We start from the raw sequence: 19,411 nt of genomic DNA, 5'->3' as shown, positions 1-19,411 counted from the left end.
CGGGCGTGTCACGCCACGCCCGGAAACCACCCTTCCGGCGCCCCGCCCCGCCCCGATCGGACCCGACCGCCCGACACGGACCCCACCCCACCACCCATCCCCTCGTCGCCGCCCGCCCGAACTCCGACCCCACACAGCCCTACTCCGCCAACGCACTTCGACCCACCACCCACCCCTCCGTCGCCGCCCGCCCGAACCCTGACCAGACCAGGCCCCGGTTCGACAACACCCCCTGCCCCACCGCGCTTCCCGGATCAGATGACGGCCACCCGAGCACCGGACCAAGGCGCCCTGGGATCGTGATGCCGGATTCGGCCGCGAAGGGCGCCGCGGTGCCGAAGCCGCCCAGCGGATACCGCGAGCGCATCCGCCGCATCGCCCGATTCCTCGCCCGACGCAGCCGGGCGGACCGCCCGTCAAGCGCCCGTCTCCTCGACACGGGGACGGGCCTGTGCCGCGGTCCGAAGAGCGATGAAAGGCGAAGCGCGCCTTCTGATCGCTCAGTGCCAGTCCTGGACGTGGTATACGAACCACGCCACGGCGACCCCCTCTTTCCTCGACGCCGCCGCCGCGGCCTCCAGCGCCGCGTCGCGGTCGTACCCCTCGTCGACCCGCCGCCGCCCGCCCGAGGGCACCGCCACCTGGTACCCGCAGGCGTTCCGCTCCCATGCGCTCGGCTCCGGCCGCGTCTTGCGCCGCTTCCCGGCGCGCGGCGGATCCTGCTCGACCAGGGGCCACTCCCGCACGATCGCCCCGCCGCGGCACACCGCCGCCTTCTGCGCGTACTCGAGGACCTTGTAGCCCATGGGGATCCACTCGTGCATGAAGAACCCGAGGTGGTCCACCGGCTCGGTGAACGCGTACGTCGACCGGCTCCCGCCGAACACGATGTACTGGACCGAAGGGCGCTTCGTGTCGAACGGGTCGATCCGGTCGGTCGCCGCCGGGGGATACGGGTAGTGCTCCATGGCCGCAATGCTCCCAGCCGGGGCCGACACCGCCGGCGGCCCGCAGGGTCCGGCATGTGACGTTCACGCGGCGGCCCGCCGAACGGCCCCGAGCCGGCGCACCGGGGGGAGAATGGTCGCGGACCCGCTGTCTACGGAAGCCGGAGGCGCTCATGAGCACTGCACCGTTCGTCATCGTCGGAGGCGGGCTCGCCGCCTCCACCGCCGCCAAGACCCTCCGCGACGAGGGCTACGAGGGCGACCTCGTCATCGTCGCCGGGGAGGCCCACCGCCCCTACGAGCGCCCGCCGCTGTCCAAGGACTACCTGCGCGGCGAGGCCGACCGGTCGGCGCTGTTCACCGTCGACGAGGACTGGTACGCCGACAACGCCGAGGTCCGCTCCGGGCAGCCCGCCACCGGGCTCGACACCGGCGCCCGGCGGCTCGCGCTCGCCGACGGCACCGTCCTCGACTACGCGAAGCTCCTGCTCGCCACCGGCTCGAGCCCGCTCGTCCTCCCGTTCCCCGGCGCCGACCTGCGCGGCGTCCACCTGCTGCGGACCGTCGAGCAGTCCGACCAGCTCGGCGTCGCGCTGCGGGCGGCCGAACGGGTCGCGATCATCGGCGACGGCTGGATCGGCATGGAGGTCGCCGCCTCCGCGCGGCAGCTCGACTGCGAAGCGGCCGTCTTCGGCCTCGGCGCCCAGCCGCTCGAACGCGTCCTCGGCCCCGAGATGGGCCTGGTCTTCGCCCAGCTTCACCTCGACCACGGCGTGGACCTGCGCCGCCGCACCCGGGTCGCGAAGATCCTCGGCGAGGACGGCCGCGCCGTCGGCGTCGAGACGGAGGACGGCGAGCGCGTGGACGCCGACCTCGTGCTCATCGCGGTCGGCGCGACCCCGAACACGGGCCTGGCGGTCGCGGGCGGGCTCGACCTGCGCGGGAAGGACCTCGGCGGCGGGGTCGCCGTCGACGGCACCCTGCGCACGGGCGGCGCCGACGTCTGGGCCGCGGGCGACATCGCCTCGGTGCCCTCGCCGCACTTCGGGCGGCCGATCCGCGTCGAGCACTGGCAGACCGCGATCGACTCCGGGCGGCACGCCGCCAGGGCGATGCTCGGCGACGACACGGTCTACGACAAGCTCCCGTACTTCTTCACCGACCAGTACGACCTCGGCATGGAGTACCTGGGCTTCACGGCCGGGCCGGACGCCTACGACGAGGTGGTCGTCTCCGGCTCGGTCGAGTCGCTCGAGTTCGTCGCCTTCTGGACGCGGAACGGCCGCGTCCTGGCGGGCATGGGCGTGAACACCTGGGACCGGATGGGCGAGGTCGAGGCGCTCATCAGGGCCGAGGAGCCGCCGGGCACCGCGGCGCTCCAGTCGTTCCGCTGACGCGCGGCGGCCCGGAAGCCGGGCCGCCGCCGCACGTCAGCCGCCGTGCGGTTCGTCGCGGACGAGGAACGGCCGCAGCAGGTCCGGGACCGCGCCGTCGGCGAAGTCGAGGATCTCGTGCTCGTCGGCGTCGATCACCGCGTAGTGGCCCCTGCCCGCCGCGGTGGTCGCGTCCAGGGTCATGAGCCCCATGCGCTTCTGGAACAGCGACTGCCTGACGCGCCAGCCGATGATCCCCGAGCGGTCGAGGTGGACCGTCGCGCGCCGGACGCTGCCGCAGCGCGAGACGAGGTAGCCGCGGCTCGTCGCGTGGCCGAGGGACCGGTACGAGTCGAACGCCGTCCACAGCGCGAACGCCGAGCCCAGCACCGCCGCGAGGATCACGGCCGCGCTCAGCAGCGCCGGGAGCGACCACAGCAGGTGCGCCGCCGCGGCCGCGGCGGCGAGCAGGACCACCGCGGCCACGCCCCAGCGGACGCGGCGGTGCAGGGCGGCCTTGGGGTGCGGGGCCAGGTCGACGGCGATCGGGCCGATCACGGCCTCGGCGGCGGCCTCGGCGACCGCGAGCGGCGCGGCGGGCACGAGCGTGCTCAGGTCGCTGCCCTCCTGATCGGTCTTGAGGCCGATGGCGACGACGTCGAGGCGCCCGGCGCCCGCGGCGCGCACGCCGAGCGGCTCGACCAGTTCGATCCCGCGGATGCGCCGCTCCTCGAGGCTGAGGGAGCGCGAGACCATGAGGCCCCGCTGCACGCGCAGCGTGCCGCCCGGTTCGCGGTCGAGCCGGTGGTTCCACCAGGCCTCGCCCTGGAGGACCAGGCTCCCGACGGCGCCGATGACCAGGAGCCCGACGACGCCGATGCCGAGCACGGCCCAGGGGCCGTACTCCTCGAGCAGGCCGGCGACGATCTCGACGGGCAGGCCGCCCTTGCCGAACCAGTCGGCGACCTGGAAGACCGCGCCGACCACCACGCCCGCGAGCATCGGGGTGAGGAACGACAGCGGCGCGTACTTGAGCCAGCGGGGCTCCCAGGTGGCGAGCCGCTGCTCGCCGTCGGGCCCGGTCTCGGCGGCGGCGCGGCGCAGCAGCTCGGCGCGGAGCCGGTCGGCCTCGGTCTTGTGGACCGAGTCCAGCAGCAGGGTCCGCTCGGTGCTCGAGCCCGATCCGCTGCCGGTCTCGCCGGTGCCGACCTTGACCCGCGCGAGGCCGAAGGCGCGCTCCAGGGGGTTGGAGGAGAGGTCGACCGAGCGGATGCGCTCCCGGGCGAGGGAGCGGCGGGTCTTGAAGAAGACCCCCGTGACCATCTCGACGCGGGACTCGGTGACGCGGTACCTGGTGGCGCGCAGGCGCACCGCCTCGTACGCGAGGACGGCGCCGATGACGAGCAGGCCGCCGCCCACGACGATGAGCAGGGCCAGGAGCAGCGAGCCGGTGGCGATGGCGAACGCGATCGGGGTGCCGATCACGAGCCCGGCGCCGAACAGGTACAGCGCGGTGGCCTTGAGCCCGTCGGGGTGCAGCTTCAGCCACGGCGCCCCGGGGACCTCGGTCTCCAGGGCCTCGGCGGCGGTCGTCTCGTCGCTCATGTCGCGTCCCCGGGGGTGGCGTCGGTGAGCTCGGTCAGCCGCGCGGCCAGCTCCTCGGCCTGGGCCTGCTCGAGCCCCTCGAGTTTCACGGCCCCCGCGGAGGACGCGGTCGTGACGACCACGGTGGACAGTCCGAAGGAGCGCTGGAGCGGGCCCTGGGTGGTGTCGACGGTCTGGATGCGCGACATCGGGGCGACGCGCCAGGTGCGCCAGAAGTAGCCGGTGAGGGTGTACACGGCGGTGTCGGTGACCTCCCAGCGGTGCACGCGGTGCCACCAGGCGGGCAGGGCCATCGAGGCGAGGCCGATCACGGCGAACAGGATCGCGGGCCCGAGGAGCCACCAGCGGGCGGGGGCGATGAGGAGGCCCAGCACGGCCAGCGGGACGACGATCACGCCGTAGGAGAGGGCGAGTTGGGCGCGCCACCAGGGTTTCACGCGGGCGTCGAACTGGTGCCGGGGCGGGCGCAGCGTGGTTCTCACGGAGGTCATGCCCAGAATCGTAGTGAACCCACCCAAGCCGCACTTCCCTCTCGAGGGGGATGTCGCGGGGCTCCCCCTCATACGGAAGTATCGCCCGCGCGGAGGAGCGGGCACCGTCCTTCTACTGGGGAGGGACGGTGCCCGCCTGCGGCGCTAGCCGACGGCGTGGACGTCGATCGCCGCGAGCTCGTCCTCGGTGAAGTCGGGGTTCGCGAGGGCGCCGATGTTGTCCTCCAGCTGCGCGACGCTGCTGGCGCCGATGATGACGCTGGTCATCCTGGTGTCGCGCAGGGCCCAGGCGAGCGCCGTCTGCGCGAGCGACTGGCCGCGCCCGGCCGCGATGTCGTTGAGGGCCCGCACGCGGGCCATCTTCTCCTCCTCGAGGGCGTCCTCGTTGAGGAAGACGCTGGTGCGCACGCGCGAGTCCTCGGGGATGCCCCCCAGGTACCGGTCGGTCAGGAGCCCCTGGGCGAGCGGGCTGAAGACGATGCAGCCGGCGCCGACCTCCTCGAGCGCGTCGAGCAGGCCGTCGCGCTCGGTCCAGCGGTTGAACATCGAGTAGGACGGCTGGTCGATCAGGAGCGGCGTGCCGAGGTCCTTCAGGATCGCGGCGGCCGCCCTGACCTGCTCGGCGTTGTAGTTCGAGACGCCCGCGTACAGGGCCTTGCCCGAGCGCACGATCGCGTCGAGGGCGCCCATGGTCTCCTCGAGCGGGGTCTCGGGGTCGGGCCGGTGGTGGTAGAACACGTCGACGTAGTCCAGGCCCATGCGCCGCAGCGACTGGTCGAGCGAGGAGACGAGGTACTTCCGCGAGCCGTGGTCGCCGTACGGGCCGGGCCACATGCGGTACCCGGCCTTGGAGGAGATGATCAGCTCGTCGCGGTGGGCCTTGAGGTCCTCGGCGAGGACGCGGCCGAAGTTCTGCTCGGCGCTGCCGCCGGGCGGGCCGTAGTTGTTGGCCAGGTCGAAGTGGGTGACGCCGAGGTCGAAGGCGCGGCGGATGATCGCCCGCTGCGTCTCCAGCGGCCGGGTGTGGCCGAAGTTCTGCCACAGGCCGAGGGAGATCGCGGGCAGCTTCAGGCCGCTGCGTCCGGAGCGTCGGTACTGCATGGTCTCGTAGCGGTCGTCCGCGGGAAGGTAGGTCACGGGTGCAGCCTATCCGCCGCGCGGGCCCGGCCGCCGCCGGTTGGCAAGCGTCATCCTTGCGGGATCGGGCGCGAGCGGCGGCGCCCCGCGGAAGGTGAACGGCAGGTGTCCTGGCGCTCGGGCACCTGCCGGGCTAGGCGTGCGGGTCGAACTTGTAGCCGAGGCCGCGGACCGTCACGAGGTGGCGGGGCTTGCCCGGCTCGGGCTCGATCTTCGAGCGCAGGCGCTTGACGTGCACGTCGAGGGTCTTGGTGTCGCCCACGTAGTTCGCGCCCCAGACGCGGTCGATGAGCTGGCCGCGCGTGAGCACCCGCCCGGCGTTGCGCAGCAGCATCTCCAGCAGCTCGAACTCCTTGAGCGGCAGCTGCACGTCCTGCCCGCCCACGGTGACGGTGTGGCGGTCCACGTCCATGCGCACCGGCCCGGCCTCCAGGACCGTGACGATCGGGTCGTCGGGCTCGGCGGAGCGGCGCAGCACCGCGCGGATGCGGGCGACCAGCTCGCGCGAGGAGTACGGCTTGGTGATGTAGTCGTCGGCGCCCAGCTCCAGGCCCACCACCTTGTCCACCTCCGAGTCGCGGGCGGTGACCATGATGATCGGCACGTTCGAGTTGGCCCGCAGCTCGCGGCAGACCTCGGTGCCCGACTTCTCGGGCAGCATCAGGTCGAGCAGGACCACGTCGGCCCCGGCGCGCTCGTACTCCTTGATGGCGGCGTCGCCGTCCGCGGCGACGGCCACCTCGAAGCCCTCCTTGCGGAGCATGTAGGAGAGGGCATCGGAGAACGATTCCTCGTCTTCAACTACGAGCACGCGGGTCACGAGTGAACCTTTCTGGCAGGCGTCTTGCTGTTTATGTTCCGATTCCATCCGAGCCCGGTGCCGTGGCGTCGGACGGAAGGGAACGAGCAGGCAACATCAAGGTAAACACTGATCCAGCTTCGGGCATACTGGACACTTCGACTCTACCCCCGTGGTTGACCGCCACGTGCTTGACGATCGCCAGGCCGAGGCCGGTGCCGCCCGTGGAGCGCGACCGGGCCGCGTCCACGCGGTAGAACCGCTCGAAGATCCGGTCCAGCTCCTCGGCGGGGATGCCGATGCCCTGGTCGCGCACGGCGATGCACACCATCCGGACCCCGGCCAGGTGGCCGGTGGGGGAGCGCACCGAGGTCGAGACCTCCACGCCCGTGCCCTCGGGTGAATAGGAGATGGCGTTGCCGACGAGGTTCTTCACCGCGGTCACCAGCTGCGACTCCGAACCGAGCACCTCGGCGCCGCGCACGCCGGTGTACTTCAGCTCGATGTGCTTCTCCTCGGCCGCTATCCGCGTCTGGTCGAACGCCTCGGCGACGATCCGGTCGACCTCGACCGGCTCGGGGTCCGGCAGCTTCTCCGCGCCCTGGAGCCGCGACAGCTCCAAGAGGTCGGTGACCAGGTGGTTCATGCGCACCGACTCGGACTGGATGCGGGTCGCGAAGCGCGCGGACGCGTCGGGGTCCTCAGCGGCGTCCTTGAGCGCCTCGGCGAGGATCTGCATGGCCCCGACGGGGGTCTTCAGCTCGTGGCTGATGTTCGCGACGAAGTCGCGGCGCACCCGCTCGACGCGGTGCAGCTCGGAGATGTCCTGGAACTCGGCCACGGACACGCCGTCGGCCATCGGCGTGATCCGGACGCTCACGGCGCTCGGCTCGCCCATGACCTGCTTGGGGACCTCGACCTCGGCGTCCCGGTAGCGGCCGGAGCGCCGCGCCTGCGCCAGCAGGGCACGCAGCGTCAGCGAGACGATCTCGTGGTCGTCCACCAGGCCGAGGTCGCGGGCGGCGCGGTTGGTGTACAGGACCCGGTTGTGGTCGTCGACCAGGCACACGCCGGTGCGCAGCAGGTCGGTCGCGGCCTCCCAGGGGCGGGAGTCGGCGACGGGGGCGGTGCGGGGCTCGGGGCGCGGCGGGGCGCCGCGGTGACGGACGCGGACGAGGGCGGTCGCGGCGGCGCCGAGGGCGGCGCCGGCGGCAAGGCCGGTGAGGACGCGCCCGACCCCCTTGCGCAGACTCTTGGGCAGCGGTTCGTTGTGGGCCACGACCCCAGCGTAAGCGCGGAACGGCCCGGCGTCGAACGCCGGGCCGTAACGGTCGTCACCCTCCGTTCACGCGGGGTGCGCGACGCGGGCTATTTGTCGTCGGCCTGCTTCCGGCTCTTGCCCTGGGCCGCGACGGCGGCGGCGGCCTTGGCCGCGGTCTCGGGGTCGAGGTAGGCGCCGCCGGCGGTGACGGGCTTGAGGGTCCGCTCGTCGAGCTCGTACTGCAGCGGCATGCCCGTGGGGATGTTGAGGCCGACGATGTCCTCGTCGGAGACGCCGTCGAGGTGCTTGACCAGGGCGCGCAGGGAGTTGCCGTGGGCTGCGACCAGCACGGTCCGGCCGGCCCTGAGGTCGGGGACGATCCCGTCGTACCAGTACGGGAGCATCCGCTCGAGCACGTCCTTGAGGCACTCGGAGCGGGGGCTGACCTCGGGGGCGAGGTCGGCGTAGCGGGGGTCGCCGTCCTGGGAGAACTCCGAGCCGGGCTCGATGGGCGGCGGCGGGGTGTCGTAGGAGCGGCGCCAGGTCATGAACTGCTCCTCGCCGAACTCGGCGAGCGTCTGGGCCTTGTCCTTGCCCTGGAGCGCGCCGTAGTGGCGCTCGTTCAGGCGCCAGGAGCGCTTGACCGGGATCCAGGAGCGGGCGGCCTCGTTCAGGGCGAGCTCGGCGGTGTTGATGGCGCGGCGCAGCAGCGAGGTGTGGACGACGTCGGGCAGCAGGTCGGCCTCGGCGAGCAGCTGCCCGCCGCGGCGGGCCTCGTCCTCGCCCGCGGCCGAGAGCTTGGCGTCGACCCAGCCGGTGAACAGGTTCTTGGCGTTCCATTCGCTTTCGCCGTGGCGAAGCAGCACGAGAGTGTAGGTCATGCCCTACATCCTGCCGCCTCCCGAACCGTCCGGCCGCCCGGTCGCCGCAAGGGTGTGGCGGGCGTCGCGTCGGCGGCGGGCCGCCCCGGTCAGTCCCGGGGCCGGAGGTGCTCGAACGCCTCGAGGTTCCTCGTGGACTCGCCCCGGGCCAGGCGCCAGCGCCACTCCTGTTCGATGGAGGACCTGAAGCCCAGTTCGAGGATGACGTTGAAGGTCTCGTCGGCGGCCTCGAGGACCTGCCCGAGGACCCGGTCCAGCTCCTCGGCGGTGACGGCGGCGAACGGGAGCCGCCCCACCAGGTGGACGTCGCCGGACTCGTCGGTCGCGAACGACACCGCGTACAGCCTCCCGTTGCGCCGCAGCAGCTCCGCCCAGACCGCCTCGCGGTGCTCCTCGGGCCGGCGGGCCACGAACGCCTCGACGCGCAGGGCGTGGTCCTCCACGACCAGGCCGCAGGCGATGTTGAGCTTGCGCCGCCCCGGGAGCGCGACGACCACCGAGCGGGGGCCGTCCTCGCGGTACTCGACGCCGGTCTCGTCGAGGGCCGCCTTGAGTCGCTCGATCACGGGGTCTCCTCCACGTCGCTTGATGGCCTCAGCGGTTCAGCGTAATCGCCTGGGAGCGCATGAGGAGCGCGCGCCGGTAGGCGTTGCTCAGCCCCTCGGCGGTGGCCTGCCAGGAGAACAGCGCGGCGTGGGCGCGGGCCCCGGCGGCGAGTCGCTCGCGGAGGCCGTCGTCGCCCATGAGCCTGCCGAGCGCCCCGGCCCAGTCGTCGGCCGAGTGGGAGTCGACCAGGAGCCCCGAGTCGCCGTCGGCGACGGCGGTCGGCAGGCCGCCGACGCGCGCGGCCACGACCGGCGTCCCGGTGGCCTGGGCCTCCAGGGCGACCAGGCCGAACGACTCGTTGTAGCTGGGGACCGCGACGGCGTCGGCGGCCCGGTAGACCTGCGCGAGCGCCTCGCCCGAGCGCGGGGTGCGCCACTGGACCCGCTCGCCCAGGCCCAACTCCCCGGCGAGCTTCGGCAGCCAGTACAGGTCGGTGTTCGAGGGCCCGCCCACGAAGACCGGGACGATCCGGTCGGCCAGATCGGGGTCGTCCTCGCGCAGCCGGGCGAGGCCGCGCAGGAGCACGTCGGGGGCCTTGGCGGGCTGGATGCGGCCCACGAAGGCGACCACCAGGGCGTCCTGGGGGAGCCCGAGCGCCTGCCGGGCGGCATACCGGTCGCCGGGCCGGAAGACGCCGAGGTCCACGCCGGGGTGGATCACCTCGACGCGGCGGGTGTCGGCGTTGTAGTAGCGGTGCAGCTCGGCGGCCTCGGCCGCGGTGTTCGCGACGAGGAGGTCGGCCTCGGTCGTGATCTGCTCCTCGCCGCAGACCCGGCCGATCGGCTCGGGGGAGTCGCCCTCGGCGAGCTGCGCGTTCTTGACCTTCGCGAGGGTGTGGAAGGTCTGCACGAGCGGGACGCCCCACCGGTCGGCGGCCACCCACGCGGCCTGCCCGGAGAGCCAGTAGTGGGCGTGGATGAGGTCGTAGTGGCCGGGCCGGTTGCGGGCCTCGGCGCGCAGGAGCCCGCCGGTGAAGGCGCACAGCTGCGTGGGGAGGTCGTTCTTGGACAGGCCCTCGAAGGGCCCGGCGGGGAGGTGGTGCACCAGGACGCCCGGTTCGGCCTCCACGGTGGGGGGCTCCTCGGAGCTGGTGGCGCGGGTGAAGATCTCGACCTCGACGCCCGCGCGGGCGAGCTCGCGGGCGGTGTTGAGGACGTAGACGTTCATGCCGCCCGCGTCGCCGGTGCCGGGCTGGGCGAGCGGGGACGTGTGGACCGAGACCATCGCGACGCGGTGGACGGCCTGCTTGCGGCATCGGGCCCGGAACGCCGGGGTGCGCCGTGTGGTCACGTGTCAGTCCTCTCTCCGTCGCCTCTCCTGAGGCAACGCGCAAAACCCTCGCAATCCTTCCGTGCCGGGGTGCTCGCGCACAACCGCCACATGCACGGGAGTGACCGATTCCGCATTCCGTCAAGCCGCCGGGCGACATGGAGTCCCCGTTCCGGCTCGTGTCGGCATGGTGACACTCGGTCGGGGGAAGCCGGAATTTCTCTCGCGACACGGCCCGGAATGAGCCTCGAATCCGGGCAAGTCGTCCATGATGGGGAGACTTGTCATCACGAGGGGGGAGACAACACCATGAGCACTGCCACCGTGCCGGCCGCGAGGCAGCCCACGATGTCACCGGTGTCCAAGTTCGGGGCGACGCACTCGCTGCGCCGCCTGCCCGTCCAGGAACGCTCGGCCGCGCGCGTGCGCCGAATGCTCGACGCCGCCGCCGACCTGATCGAGGAGGTCGGCTACGACCGGCTCTCGACCACGGCCATCGCCCAGCGCGCCGACGTCGCCATCGGCTCGGTCTACCAGTTCTTCGGCGACAAGCGCTCGCTCGCCGAGGCGCTGAGCCAGCGCTACATCGACCTGTACTTCGAGCGCCTCGCCGCCCGCTTCGACGCCGAGCCGCCCGCCGACTGGCGCGCCGGGGTCGAGGCCGCGATCGGCGAGTACGTGCACATGTACCGCACCGCGCCCGGCTTCCGCGTCCTCCACCTGGCCGACGCGATCGACCCGGGCCGGGCCGACGCCGTCACCACCGGCGGCGACGTCATCGCCGACCAGATCCTGGCCGGACTCGCCCACCGCTTCGGCATCGGCGGGGACGACGAGCTCAACAAGACCGTCACCGTCGCCGTCGAGACCGGGCAGGCCCTGGTCCGCCTGGCGTTCCGCCGCGACCCCGACGGCTGCGCCGCCTCGATCGCCGAGGCCAACGGCGTCGTCTGCGACTACCTGGCGCGCCGCCTGCCGTAGACCTGTCGCAGGCCACTCAACCGACAGCGCCGAGGCCGCGGGCCGCGCCGGGCCGACTAGTCTCGTAGTCGACCCGGTGCGGTCTTTGACTTTCGAGGAGCAGCATGGCGAACACCCTTGCCGACATCCAGACGGTGCTGCGGATCCGCCCGTTCAGAAGGCTGTGGACCGTGCTCGGCCTGGCCTCCTTCGGCGACTGGCTCGCGCTGTTCGCCACCGCGGGATTCGCGCAGTCGCTGTTCGACGACCCCGCCGCCAAGGGCGCGGCGTTCTCGGCGACCATCGTGCTGCGCCTGCTGCCGTCCCTGGTGCTCGGCCCCGTCGCTGGCGTCTTCGCCGACCGGTTCGACCGGCGCAAGACCATGGCCGCCTGCGACACCGCCCGCTTCCTGCTCATCGCCTCGGTCCCCACCGTCTACCTCATCACCGACTCCACGGCCTTCACCGTGGCGTGGCTGGCCGTCGCCCAGCTGTGCATCGAGGGCGCGGTCCTCATCTGGTCGCCCGCGAAGGAGGCGGCCGTCCCGAACCTCCTCCCGCCCGAGAAGTACGAGGCCGCCAACCAGCTCAGCCTCGCCACCACCTACGGCCTCGCCCCGCCCCTGGCCTTCGCCGTCCTCGCGATCCTCGAACGCGGCTCGGGCGTGTGGGCCAACCTCGGCCCCTGGGCCGAGCCGATGGTCCTCGCCCTCTACCTCACCGCGGCCATGTTCGCGATCCTCGCCGCCACCGTCTACTTCTCCATCCCCCAGATCTCCGGGCGCTACGGCCAGGTCGCCGCCAAGACCTCCAGCGTCTGGAACGACTTCGTCGAGGGCTGGACCTACATGCGCAGCCGCGAGCGCGTCCGCGGCCTCATCCTCGGGATGCTCGGCGCCTTCAGCGGCGCGGGCATCCTCATCGGCGTCGGCACCGTCTACGCGACCACCCTCGACGCCGGCGACGCCGCCTTCTACATCCTCGCGGTCTTCCTCTTCCTCGGCCTCGGCACGGGCATCGCCCTCGGCCCCAAGCTCATCGGCGAACTCTCCCGGCTGCGCTGGTTCGGCATGAGCATCGTCCTGGCCGGGACCGGCCTCGCCCTCGACGCCCTCGCCCCGTGGCTGTGGGTCGCCCTCGTCGGTTCGGTCGTCATCGGCCTCGGCGCCGGCATGGCCTTCCTCGCCGGGATCACCCTCCTCCAGCGGGAGGCCGAGGACGAGATCCGCGGCCGCATGTTCGCGTTCATCGCCGTCTCGGCCCGCGTCATCCTCATGCTCGCCATGACCGTCTCGGCGCCGCTCGCGGGCTGGCACGCCAGCAGGCGGCTCGACCTGGGCTTCACCGAGGTCGAGTTCTCCATGAGCCGCATCCTCCTGTTCGTCGCCGCCGCGCTCGTCGCCTGGCTCGGCGTCACCGCCTTCAAGTCCATGGACGACAAGCCCGGCGTGCCCGTCCTCGCCGACCTGTGGTCCTCCCTGCGCGGGCGGCCCCTCTCGGCCGCCGTCCCCGTCCAGGGCTCGGGGTTCTTCGTCGTCTTCGAGGGCGGCGAGGGCGCCGGGAAGTCCACCCAGTCGGTGAAGCTCGCCGCCTGGCTGAAGCTCCGCGGCTACGAGGCGGTCCTCACGCGCGAACCGGGCGCCACCGACATCGGGATGCGCATCCGCAGCCTCCTGCTCGACAGCTCCAGCGGCGACGCCGCCCCCGCCCCCCGCGCCGAGGCGCTGCTGTTCGCCGCCGACCGCGCCCAGCACGTCGAGAAGGTCGTCCGGCCCGCCCTCGAACGCGGCGCCGTCGTCGTCTCCGACCGCTACATCGACTCCTCCATCGCCTACCAGGGCTCGGGCCGCGACCTCGGCAAGGACGAGGTCGCGTGGGTGTCGTCCTGGGCCACCGGCGGCCTCAAACCCGACCTGACCGTGCTCCTGGACGTCGAGCCCCAGGCGGGCCTGCACCGCGCCAAGGCCGGCGGCGACGGCGACCGCCTCGAGCAGGAGGAGCTCGACTACCACGAGCGGGTCCGCGAGACGTTCCTCCAGCTCGCCGGTGACGACCCGCACCGCTACCTCGTCGTCCCCGCCGGCGGCAGTGCCGACGAGATCGCCGCGACCGTCCGCGACGCCGTCGCCGAGCGCCTCGACATCCGCACCGAGACCGCCCGCGCCGAGCACGGCTGGCCGGGCCTCGACGGCGACCGCGACGACCGGGCCCCCGCGCCCGCCGCCGAGCGGCGCCCCGAGCCGCCCGCCGACCGGCCCGAGTCCGCCGACGACTACGGCTGGAGCACCGTCGCCGAGGAGGCCGGACGGCCGTGAGCACCGTCGCCGCCGGAGTGTTCGGGGAGCTGGTGGGCCAGGACGAGGCCCAGCGGGTCCTCGCCGACGCCGCCCGCGGCACCGGCATGACCCACGCGTGGCTGTTCACCGGCCCGCCCGGGTCCGGCCGGTCCACCGCCGCGGTCGCCTTCGCCGCCGCCCTCCAGTGCGCCGAGGGCGGCTGCGGGGAGTGCCACGACTGCCGGACGACCCTCGGCGGCACCCACCCCGACGTCACCCGCGTCATCCCCGAGGGCCTGTCCCTCGGCGTCGACCAGGTCCGCGGCCTCATCCTGGAGGCCGGGCGCGCCCCCACCGCGGGCCGCTGGCAGATCCTCATCCTCGAAGACGCCGACCGCCTCACCGAGGCCGCCGCGAACGCCCTGCTCAAAGCCGTCGAGGAACCGCCGGAGCGGACCGTGTTCCTGCTGTGCGCGCCCTCGGTCAACCCCGCCGAGATCTCGGTGACGATCCGCTCCCGGTGCCGCGTCATGGGCCTGCGCCAGCCCCCCGCCGGGGCGATCGCGGACCTCCTGGTCGCCCGCGACGGCCTCGACCGGCGCGAGGCCGAGCTGTACGCGGCCGCCGCCCAGGGCCACGTCGGCCGGGCCCGGCGCCTGGCGACCGACGCGCAGGCGCGCGCGAAACGCCACGACGTCCTCCAGATCCCGCGGCGCCTGACCGGCCTCGGCGCCTGCTTCACCGCCGCGGTCGAGCTCATCGAGGCCGCCGAGGCGGAGGCGGCGGGCACCTACACCGACCAGTCCGCGGCCGAACGCGAGGCCCTGGAGACCGCGCTCGGCAAGGGCGGCACCGGCAAGGGCGCGTCCCGGGCCGCGCGCGGCTCGGCGGCGGCGCTCAAGGAGCTGGAGAAGCGCCAGAAGACCCGCGACACGCGGGCGCAGCGCGACTCGCTCGACCGGGCCCTGGTGGACCTGGCGGCGTTCTACCGCGACGCGCTCGCGGCCGGGTTCGGCGCCCGGGTCGACCCGATCCACCCGGACATGGCCGACACGACCAGGGCCGCGGCGGGCCGGCTCAGCGCCGAGTCGCTGCTGCGGCGCATCGACGCGATCCTGGACTGCCGCAAGGCCATCGAAGCGAACGTGCGCCCGAGGATCGCCGTCGAGGCGATGATGACGAGGCTCTGGCAGGCCTGAGGCGGCGTCGGCGACCGGGCGGGCCGGCTCGACGACCTGAAGCCGTGCCGCGGGCAGGGCGGCCCGGATCGTCGTACCCGCCGGGCACCCTGATATCCGGGGGTCCTCGCGACGCCCGTCTCGCAGGCCTAAGCCCCGAATGCGGCGGTCAGTCTCGGCCGCTCACTGCGTCCACAGGTGGTGGATGAAGGCGTCCTGGGCCTTCGGGAGCACCCCGGTGCGCCGCCAGCGGTACCAGGCCCGCTCCTCGACCACCCGCGCGCAGAAGTCCCCGTCGACCTCGAACGGCTCCGAGACGCACCGGAAGTCGTCCCGGAACGCCCCGTCCGTCCAGAACCAGACCCGCCGCCCGATCAGGTTCGGCACGTCCGAGGCCGGGTAGGGCCGGCGCACCGGCGGCGAGTCGGGGTCCGAGAGCCGCTCGATCAGGTACCCCGGGCGCGGCGCGCCCGTACCCGGCTCGGGCCGCTGCACGTACACGTCCGCGGCCGGGACCAGGCTCGCGTAGGCGTCCCCGTCGCCGTCCACCGCCCGGTAGTAGTCCGCCTCGGATATCAACGGCACCAGCAGCATCCCGTCCCTGGTGATCGGGTCGTCGGCCCGCAGGTCGAACTGCCAGCCGCACCCGGGCGCACCGGACACGACCCGGGAGGAGTGGATGTCGAAGGCCCGGACCGCGGGCACCGGGACCAGCGCCGGGGGCGGCTCGGGAACGTCGAAGGCGCTGTCGTCGAAACCCAACGAGCACTCCTGACGTCCGGGGACAACCGCATACGGAAGGGACGGGAGAAAGCATAGGGGGTTGGCACACTCTGGGGATTCACGCCCCTCGGCGCAGTCGTAGAGTTCTCCTCACAAGCACCGAACACTTCTCCGAGAACTGAGGATGGAAGAGCGATGAGCGAGTACGACGACGCGTCGGTCGAGGAAGACGTCACCACCGACGACTACACCGCCGAGGAAGACACCTACACCGCCGAGGACACCTACGACGACACGTCGGTCTCCACGGTCACCGAGACCTTCGACGTGGACGGCGACGGCATCGAGGACTCCACGGTCACCGCCGACGGCGTCACCATGATCGACACCGACTACGACGGCGAGGCCGACGCGATCGCCACCGACACCGACGGCGACGGCATCTCCGACGAGCTGCTGGTCGACGCGGACGGCGACGGCACCTTCGAGTCCTACGCCTCCGACTCCGACGGCGACGGCCTCATCGACACCTACGAGTCGGACACCGACGGCGACGGCTACACCGACCAGGTCTCGGTCGACACCAACGCCGACGGCTACGTCGACCAGGTCGCGACGGACACCAACAACGACGGCTACGCCGACGTGGTGGCCACCGACACGAACGCCGACGGCTTCCTCGACGAGATCTCGGTCGACTCCAACGCGGACGGCGTCTCCGACACCGTCCTCACCGACTCGGACGGCGACGGCTTCCTCGACACCACCTACACCGAGGCCACCCCGGAGGGCGACTCGTTCCAGTCGCAGACCGGTCAGGTCTTCTAACAACCGGGCGTTTGAGATCTGGACACCCCTGACCTCATTCATCCTTGCAGCAAAGGCCGGATGCCCCGCGCATCCGGCCTTTCTGCACCCCCGCTGAACGCCCCGCAGGGCCCCGCGCGGCCCGGCCTCCCGCGGAGGCCCCCAGCGCACGATCGCGGCTCACACGGTGGTGCCGCGCAGCAGCGACATCGCCTCGGCGCGCGTGCGCGCGTCCGACTGCATCAGGCCCCGCACCGCCGACGTGACCGTGCGCGAACCCTGCTTCCTGATGCCGCGCATCGACATGCACGTGTGCTCGCACTCGACCACCACGATCACGCCGCTCGCCTCGAGCGACTTGTACAGCTGGTCGGCGATCTGGCTCGTCAGCCGCTCCTGGACCTGCGGGCGCCGCGAGTAGGCCTCCACGAGGCGCGCGAGCTTCGACAGCCCCACGATCTGGCCGTTCGATCCCGGGATGTACCCGACGTGCGCGACCCCGGTGAACGGCAGCAGGTGGTGCTCGCAGAACGACTGGACCTCGATGTCGCGCACCAGGACCAGCTCGTTGTGGTTCTCGTCGAACGAGGTCTTCAGGACTTCGGCGGGGTCGACCCGCAGCCCGGCGAACAGCTCCGCGTACGCCCGCGCCACGCGCCGCGGGGTCTCCTTGAGACCGGCCCGGTCGGGGTCCTCGCCGATCGCCTCCAGGATCTCCCGCACCGCGGCCTCGATCCGCCCCAGGTCCACCGCGTCCTCGACGGGGCTGCCGTTGATGCGGCCGTCGATCAGGCGGGCGGCCAGGTTGTCCAGTTCAGCCATCGCACAAGCTTACGGGTTTTCACCGACAACTCCAGTGGGGTTGATCACCGGGGGTAGCGAACGGCCCCGCCCACCTGGTGGACGGGGCCGCGCGGATCATCCGGCCGGGTCACGCCTGCGGGCTCTGGCCCTCGGTGCCCGGGCCGATCTCGATGCCCTCCTCGGGGCCCTCGGCCGGCCGCGAGCCGTTCGGCGTCGACACCGGCGGCTGCCCGAGCTTGCGCTTGTCGGTGCCGTTGAACGGGGACATGGGCGGGCGCTTGACCACGCGGGTCGCGATCCGCTCCAGGTCCTCCTGGTTCAGCGTCTCCTTCTCCAACAGCTCGGTCACCATCTGGTCGAGCACGTCCCGGTACTCGGTGACGATCGCGTACGCCTCGTCGTGGGCGATCTCGATGAGCGCCCGCACCTCGGCGTCGATGTCGGCGGCGACCTCGTCGGAGTAGTCCTTCTGGTGCCCGTACTCGCGGCCCAGGAACGGCTCGGAGCCGCCCGAACCGTACTTGATGGCGCCGAGCTTCGCGGACATGCCGTACTCGGTGACCATCGCCCGGGCCACCTTGGTGGCCTTCTCGATGTCGTTCGACGCGCCGGTCGTCGGGTCGTGGTACACCAGCTCCTCGGCGGCCCGCCCGCCGAGCGCGTACGCGAGCGTGTCGATCATCTCCGAGCGCGTCTGCGTGTACTTGTCCTCGGTGGGCAGCACCAGCGTGTGCCCCAGGCTCCGGCCGCGCGGCAGGATCGTGAGCTTGTGGACCGGCGCCGCGTGCGGCAGCGCGTGCGCCACCAGGGCGTGCCCGGCCTCGTGGTAGGCCGTCATCTTCTTCTCGGCCTCGCCCATGACGCGGCCCTTGCGCTCGGGGCCGGCGATGACGCGGTCGATGGCCTCCTCGAGGGCGTCGGCCGAGATCGCCTTCTCGTTGTGGCGCGCGGTCAGCAGCGCCGCCTCGTTGATGACGTTCTCGAGGTCCGCGCCGGAGAAGCCGGGGGTGCGCCGCGCGATCGTCTCGAACTCGACGTTCGGCACGAACGGCTTGCCCTTCGCGTGGACCGACAGGATCGCCTGGCGCCCGTCCTTGTCGGGGGCGTCCACGGGGATCTGGCGGTCGAAGCGGCCCGGCCGCAGCAGCGCCGGGTCGAGGATGTCGGGGCGGTTCGTGGCGGCGATGAGGATGACCCCGCCGCGGGTGTCGAACCCGTCCATCTCGACCAGCAGCTGGTTCAGGGTCTGCTCGCGCTCGTCGTGCCCGCCGCCCATGCCGGCGCCGCGGTGGCGGCCGACGGCGTCGATCTCGTCGACGAACACGATCGCGGGCGCGTTCTCCTTCGCCTGGGTGAACAGGTCGCGGACGCGGCTGGCGCCGACGCCGACGAACATCTCCACGAAGTCCGAGCCGGAGATCGAGTAGAACGGGACCCCGGCCTCGCCGGCGACGGCGCGCGCGAGGAGGGTCTTGCCGGTGCCGGGGGGGCCGAACAGGAGGACGCCCTTGGGGATCTTCGCGCCCAGCTCCTGGTACTTCTTCGGGTCCTCCAGGAAGTCCTTGATCTCCCGGAGCTCCTCGACGGCCTCGTCGGCCCCGGCCACGTCGTCGAACGTGGTCTTCGGGGTGTCCTTGGACACCATCTTGGCCTTGGACTTGCCGAAGTTGAGGACGCGCGAGCCGCCGCCCTGCATCTGCGACATGAAGAACAGCAGCAGGAGCACGATCAGCACGATCGGCAGGAGGCTCAGCAGGAACGACACGAACACGGAGGTCTCGTTGACCTCCGTGTCGAACTCGACGCCGGCCTCTTCGAGCTCGGTGGCGACGGTCTCCATCATCCCGGCCGGGAGGTACGCCTCGACCTGGTCGCCGTTGTTCAGGGTCAGCTGGACCATCTGCTCCTTGTCGAGCAGGTTGGCCGCCTCCACGTTGCCGTCGTTGATGTCCTTGAGGATTTCGGAGGTCTTCGCCTCGTCGTACTCGGAGCCGCCGGACCAGAAGCTGCCGATCAGGACCGCGATGAGGGCGATGAGCACGATCCAGACGAGCGGCCGGCGGAAGAACCGCTTCCGCTCAGGTGTGGGTCTCCCGGCGTCGACCACTCGTTTCCTCCTGCTGCGTCGTCGCGTTTTCGAGTGAGCGCGGTCCGCGGCTCGCAAGCTTCGCCGCGGTCCTGCAGGGTTTCCTGGGCTGCAGGTGCTCGCAATTCGAACGTACACGGTGGGGGAGTTCGACGTCCCGCAGCGTCAGCGCCCCCGAAGATGGCGCCCCGCGCCGGTCACCGCATCT

Annotated in this window: 17 protein-coding genes; 5 read left to right on the top strand and 12 right to left on the bottom strand. The window is 72.4% G+C overall.

Annotated elements, in window-relative coordinates:
* Positions 1–500: 500 nt before the first annotated feature.
* Positions 501–968, bottom strand: coding sequence for a hypothetical protein (locus LO763_RS11925; protein ID WP_230602316.1), 468 nt, complete (start codon positions 966–968; stop codon positions 501–503).
* A gap of 152 nt (positions 969–1,120) precedes the next feature.
* On the opposite strand from LO763_RS11925, the gene LO763_RS11920 reads away from it, so the two are divergent.
* Entirely contained in the window at positions 1,121–2,341 is a 1,221-nt protein-coding gene (locus LO763_RS11920) for an NAD(P)/FAD-dependent oxidoreductase (RefSeq protein ID WP_230602314.1), read from the top strand.
* A gap of 36 nt (positions 2,342–2,377) precedes the next feature.
* Here LO763_RS11920 and LO763_RS11915 read toward each other — a convergent pair whose 3' ends face one another.
* The 8 genes from LO763_RS11915 to mshA all read right to left on the bottom strand — a co-directional run bounded on the left by LO763_RS11915 (position 2,378) and on the right by mshA (position 10,324).
* A complete protein-coding gene (locus LO763_RS11915) occupies positions 2,378–3,925 on the bottom strand; it encodes a PH domain-containing protein (protein WP_230602312.1) in 1,548 nt (515 codons plus the stop codon).
* Entirely contained in the window at positions 3,922–4,416 is a 495-nt protein-coding gene (locus tag LO763_RS11910) for a PH domain-containing protein (protein ID WP_230602310.1), read from the bottom strand. Before LO763_RS11910 ends, LO763_RS11915 begins: the two co-directional genes overlap by 4 nt.
* A 144-nt stretch (positions 4,417–4,560) precedes the next feature.
* The gene (gene mgrA / locus LO763_RS11905; protein ID WP_369431971.1) at positions 4,561–5,553 is read right to left on the bottom strand and encodes an L-glyceraldehyde 3-phosphate reductase; all 993 of its coding nucleotides are present in this window, start codon (positions 5,551–5,553) and stop codon (positions 4,561–4,563) included.
* Between the two features lie 133 nt (positions 5,554–5,686).
* A complete protein-coding gene (locus LO763_RS11900) occupies positions 5,687–6,373 on the bottom strand; it encodes a response regulator (protein WP_030162216.1) in 687 nt (228 codons plus the stop codon).
* Between the two features lie 31 nt (positions 6,374–6,404).
* A complete protein-coding gene (locus LO763_RS11895; RefSeq protein WP_230602308.1) occupies positions 6,405–7,631 on the bottom strand; it encodes a sensor histidine kinase in 1,227 nt (408 codons plus the stop codon).
* Between the two features lie 89 nt (positions 7,632–7,720).
* Positions 7,721–8,494, bottom strand: a complete 774-nt coding sequence (locus LO763_RS11890) for a phosphoglyceromutase (protein ID WP_230602305.1) — start codon at positions 8,492–8,494, stop codon at positions 7,721–7,723.
* Positions 8,495–8,583: 89 nt separating this feature from the next.
* Complete coding sequence (locus LO763_RS11885) at positions 8,584–9,060, bottom strand: type III secretion system chaperone family protein (RefSeq protein ID WP_230602302.1); 477 nt, start codon at positions 9,058–9,060, stop codon at positions 8,584–8,586.
* Between the two features lie 28 nt (positions 9,061–9,088).
* Positions 9,089–10,324, bottom strand: coding sequence for a D-inositol-3-phosphate glycosyltransferase (mshA, locus tag LO763_RS11880; protein ID WP_255672311.1), 1,236 nt, complete (start codon positions 10,322–10,324; stop codon positions 9,089–9,091).
* 354 nt (positions 10,325–10,678) lie between these two features.
* On the opposite strand from mshA, the gene LO763_RS11875 reads away from it, so the two are divergent.
* The 3 genes from LO763_RS11875 (at position 10,679) to LO763_RS11865 (ending at position 14,804) form a co-directional block, all read left to right on the top strand.
* Complete coding sequence (locus LO763_RS11875; protein WP_230602296.1) at positions 10,679–11,350, top strand: TetR/AcrR family transcriptional regulator; 672 nt, start codon at positions 10,679–10,681, stop codon at positions 11,348–11,350.
* 170 nt (positions 11,351–11,520) lie between these two features.
* Positions 11,521–13,644, top strand: a complete 2,124-nt coding sequence (gene tmk / locus LO763_RS11870) for a dTMP kinase (protein ID WP_439650291.1) — start codon at positions 11,521–11,523, stop codon at positions 13,642–13,644.
* Positions 13,641–14,804, top strand: a complete 1,164-nt coding sequence (locus tag LO763_RS11865) for a DNA polymerase III subunit delta' (protein ID WP_230602292.1) — start codon at positions 13,641–13,643, stop codon at positions 14,802–14,804. Before tmk ends, LO763_RS11865 begins: the two co-directional genes overlap by 4 nt.
* Positions 14,805–14,966: 162 nt before the next feature.
* On the opposite strand, the gene LO763_RS11860 is transcribed toward LO763_RS11865, so the two are convergent.
* Entirely contained in the window at positions 14,967–15,545 is a 579-nt protein-coding gene (locus tag LO763_RS11860; protein ID WP_230602290.1) for a hypothetical protein, read from the bottom strand.
* A 156-nt stretch (positions 15,546–15,701) separates the two neighbouring features.
* On the opposite strand from LO763_RS11860, the gene LO763_RS11855 reads away from it, so the two are divergent.
* On the top strand, positions 15,702–16,334 hold the full coding sequence (locus LO763_RS11855; protein ID WP_230602289.1) for a hypothetical protein: 633 nt from the start codon (positions 15,702–15,704) through the stop codon (positions 16,332–16,334).
* A 159-nt stretch (positions 16,335–16,493) separates the two neighbouring features.
* Here the strand turns inward: LO763_RS11855 and folE are convergent, their stop codons facing one another.
* Together folE and ftsH are read right to left on the bottom strand one after the other, a co-directional pair.
* Positions 16,494–17,135: a GTP cyclohydrolase I FolE gene (gene folE, locus LO763_RS11850; RefSeq protein ID WP_230602288.1), complete on the bottom strand. Its 642-nt coding sequence runs from the start codon at positions 17,133–17,135 to the stop codon at positions 16,494–16,496.
* A 109-nt stretch (positions 17,136–17,244) separates the two neighbouring features.
* Positions 17,245–19,224 carry an ATP-dependent zinc metalloprotease FtsH gene (ftsH, locus tag LO763_RS11845; protein ID WP_369431970.1) on the bottom strand — a complete coding sequence of 660 codons (1,980 nt, stop codon included), beginning with the start codon at positions 19,222–19,224 and terminating at the stop codon, positions 17,245–17,247.
* Positions 19,225–19,411 lie beyond the last annotated feature (187 nt).

Source organism: Glycomyces amatae, from assembly GCF_020991375.1.
GTDB classification, from domain to species: Bacteria; Actinomycetota; Actinomycetes; order Mycobacteriales; family Micromonosporaceae; genus Glycomyces; species Glycomyces amatae.
This window is presented reverse-complemented; position numbering and strand designations above follow the sequence as displayed.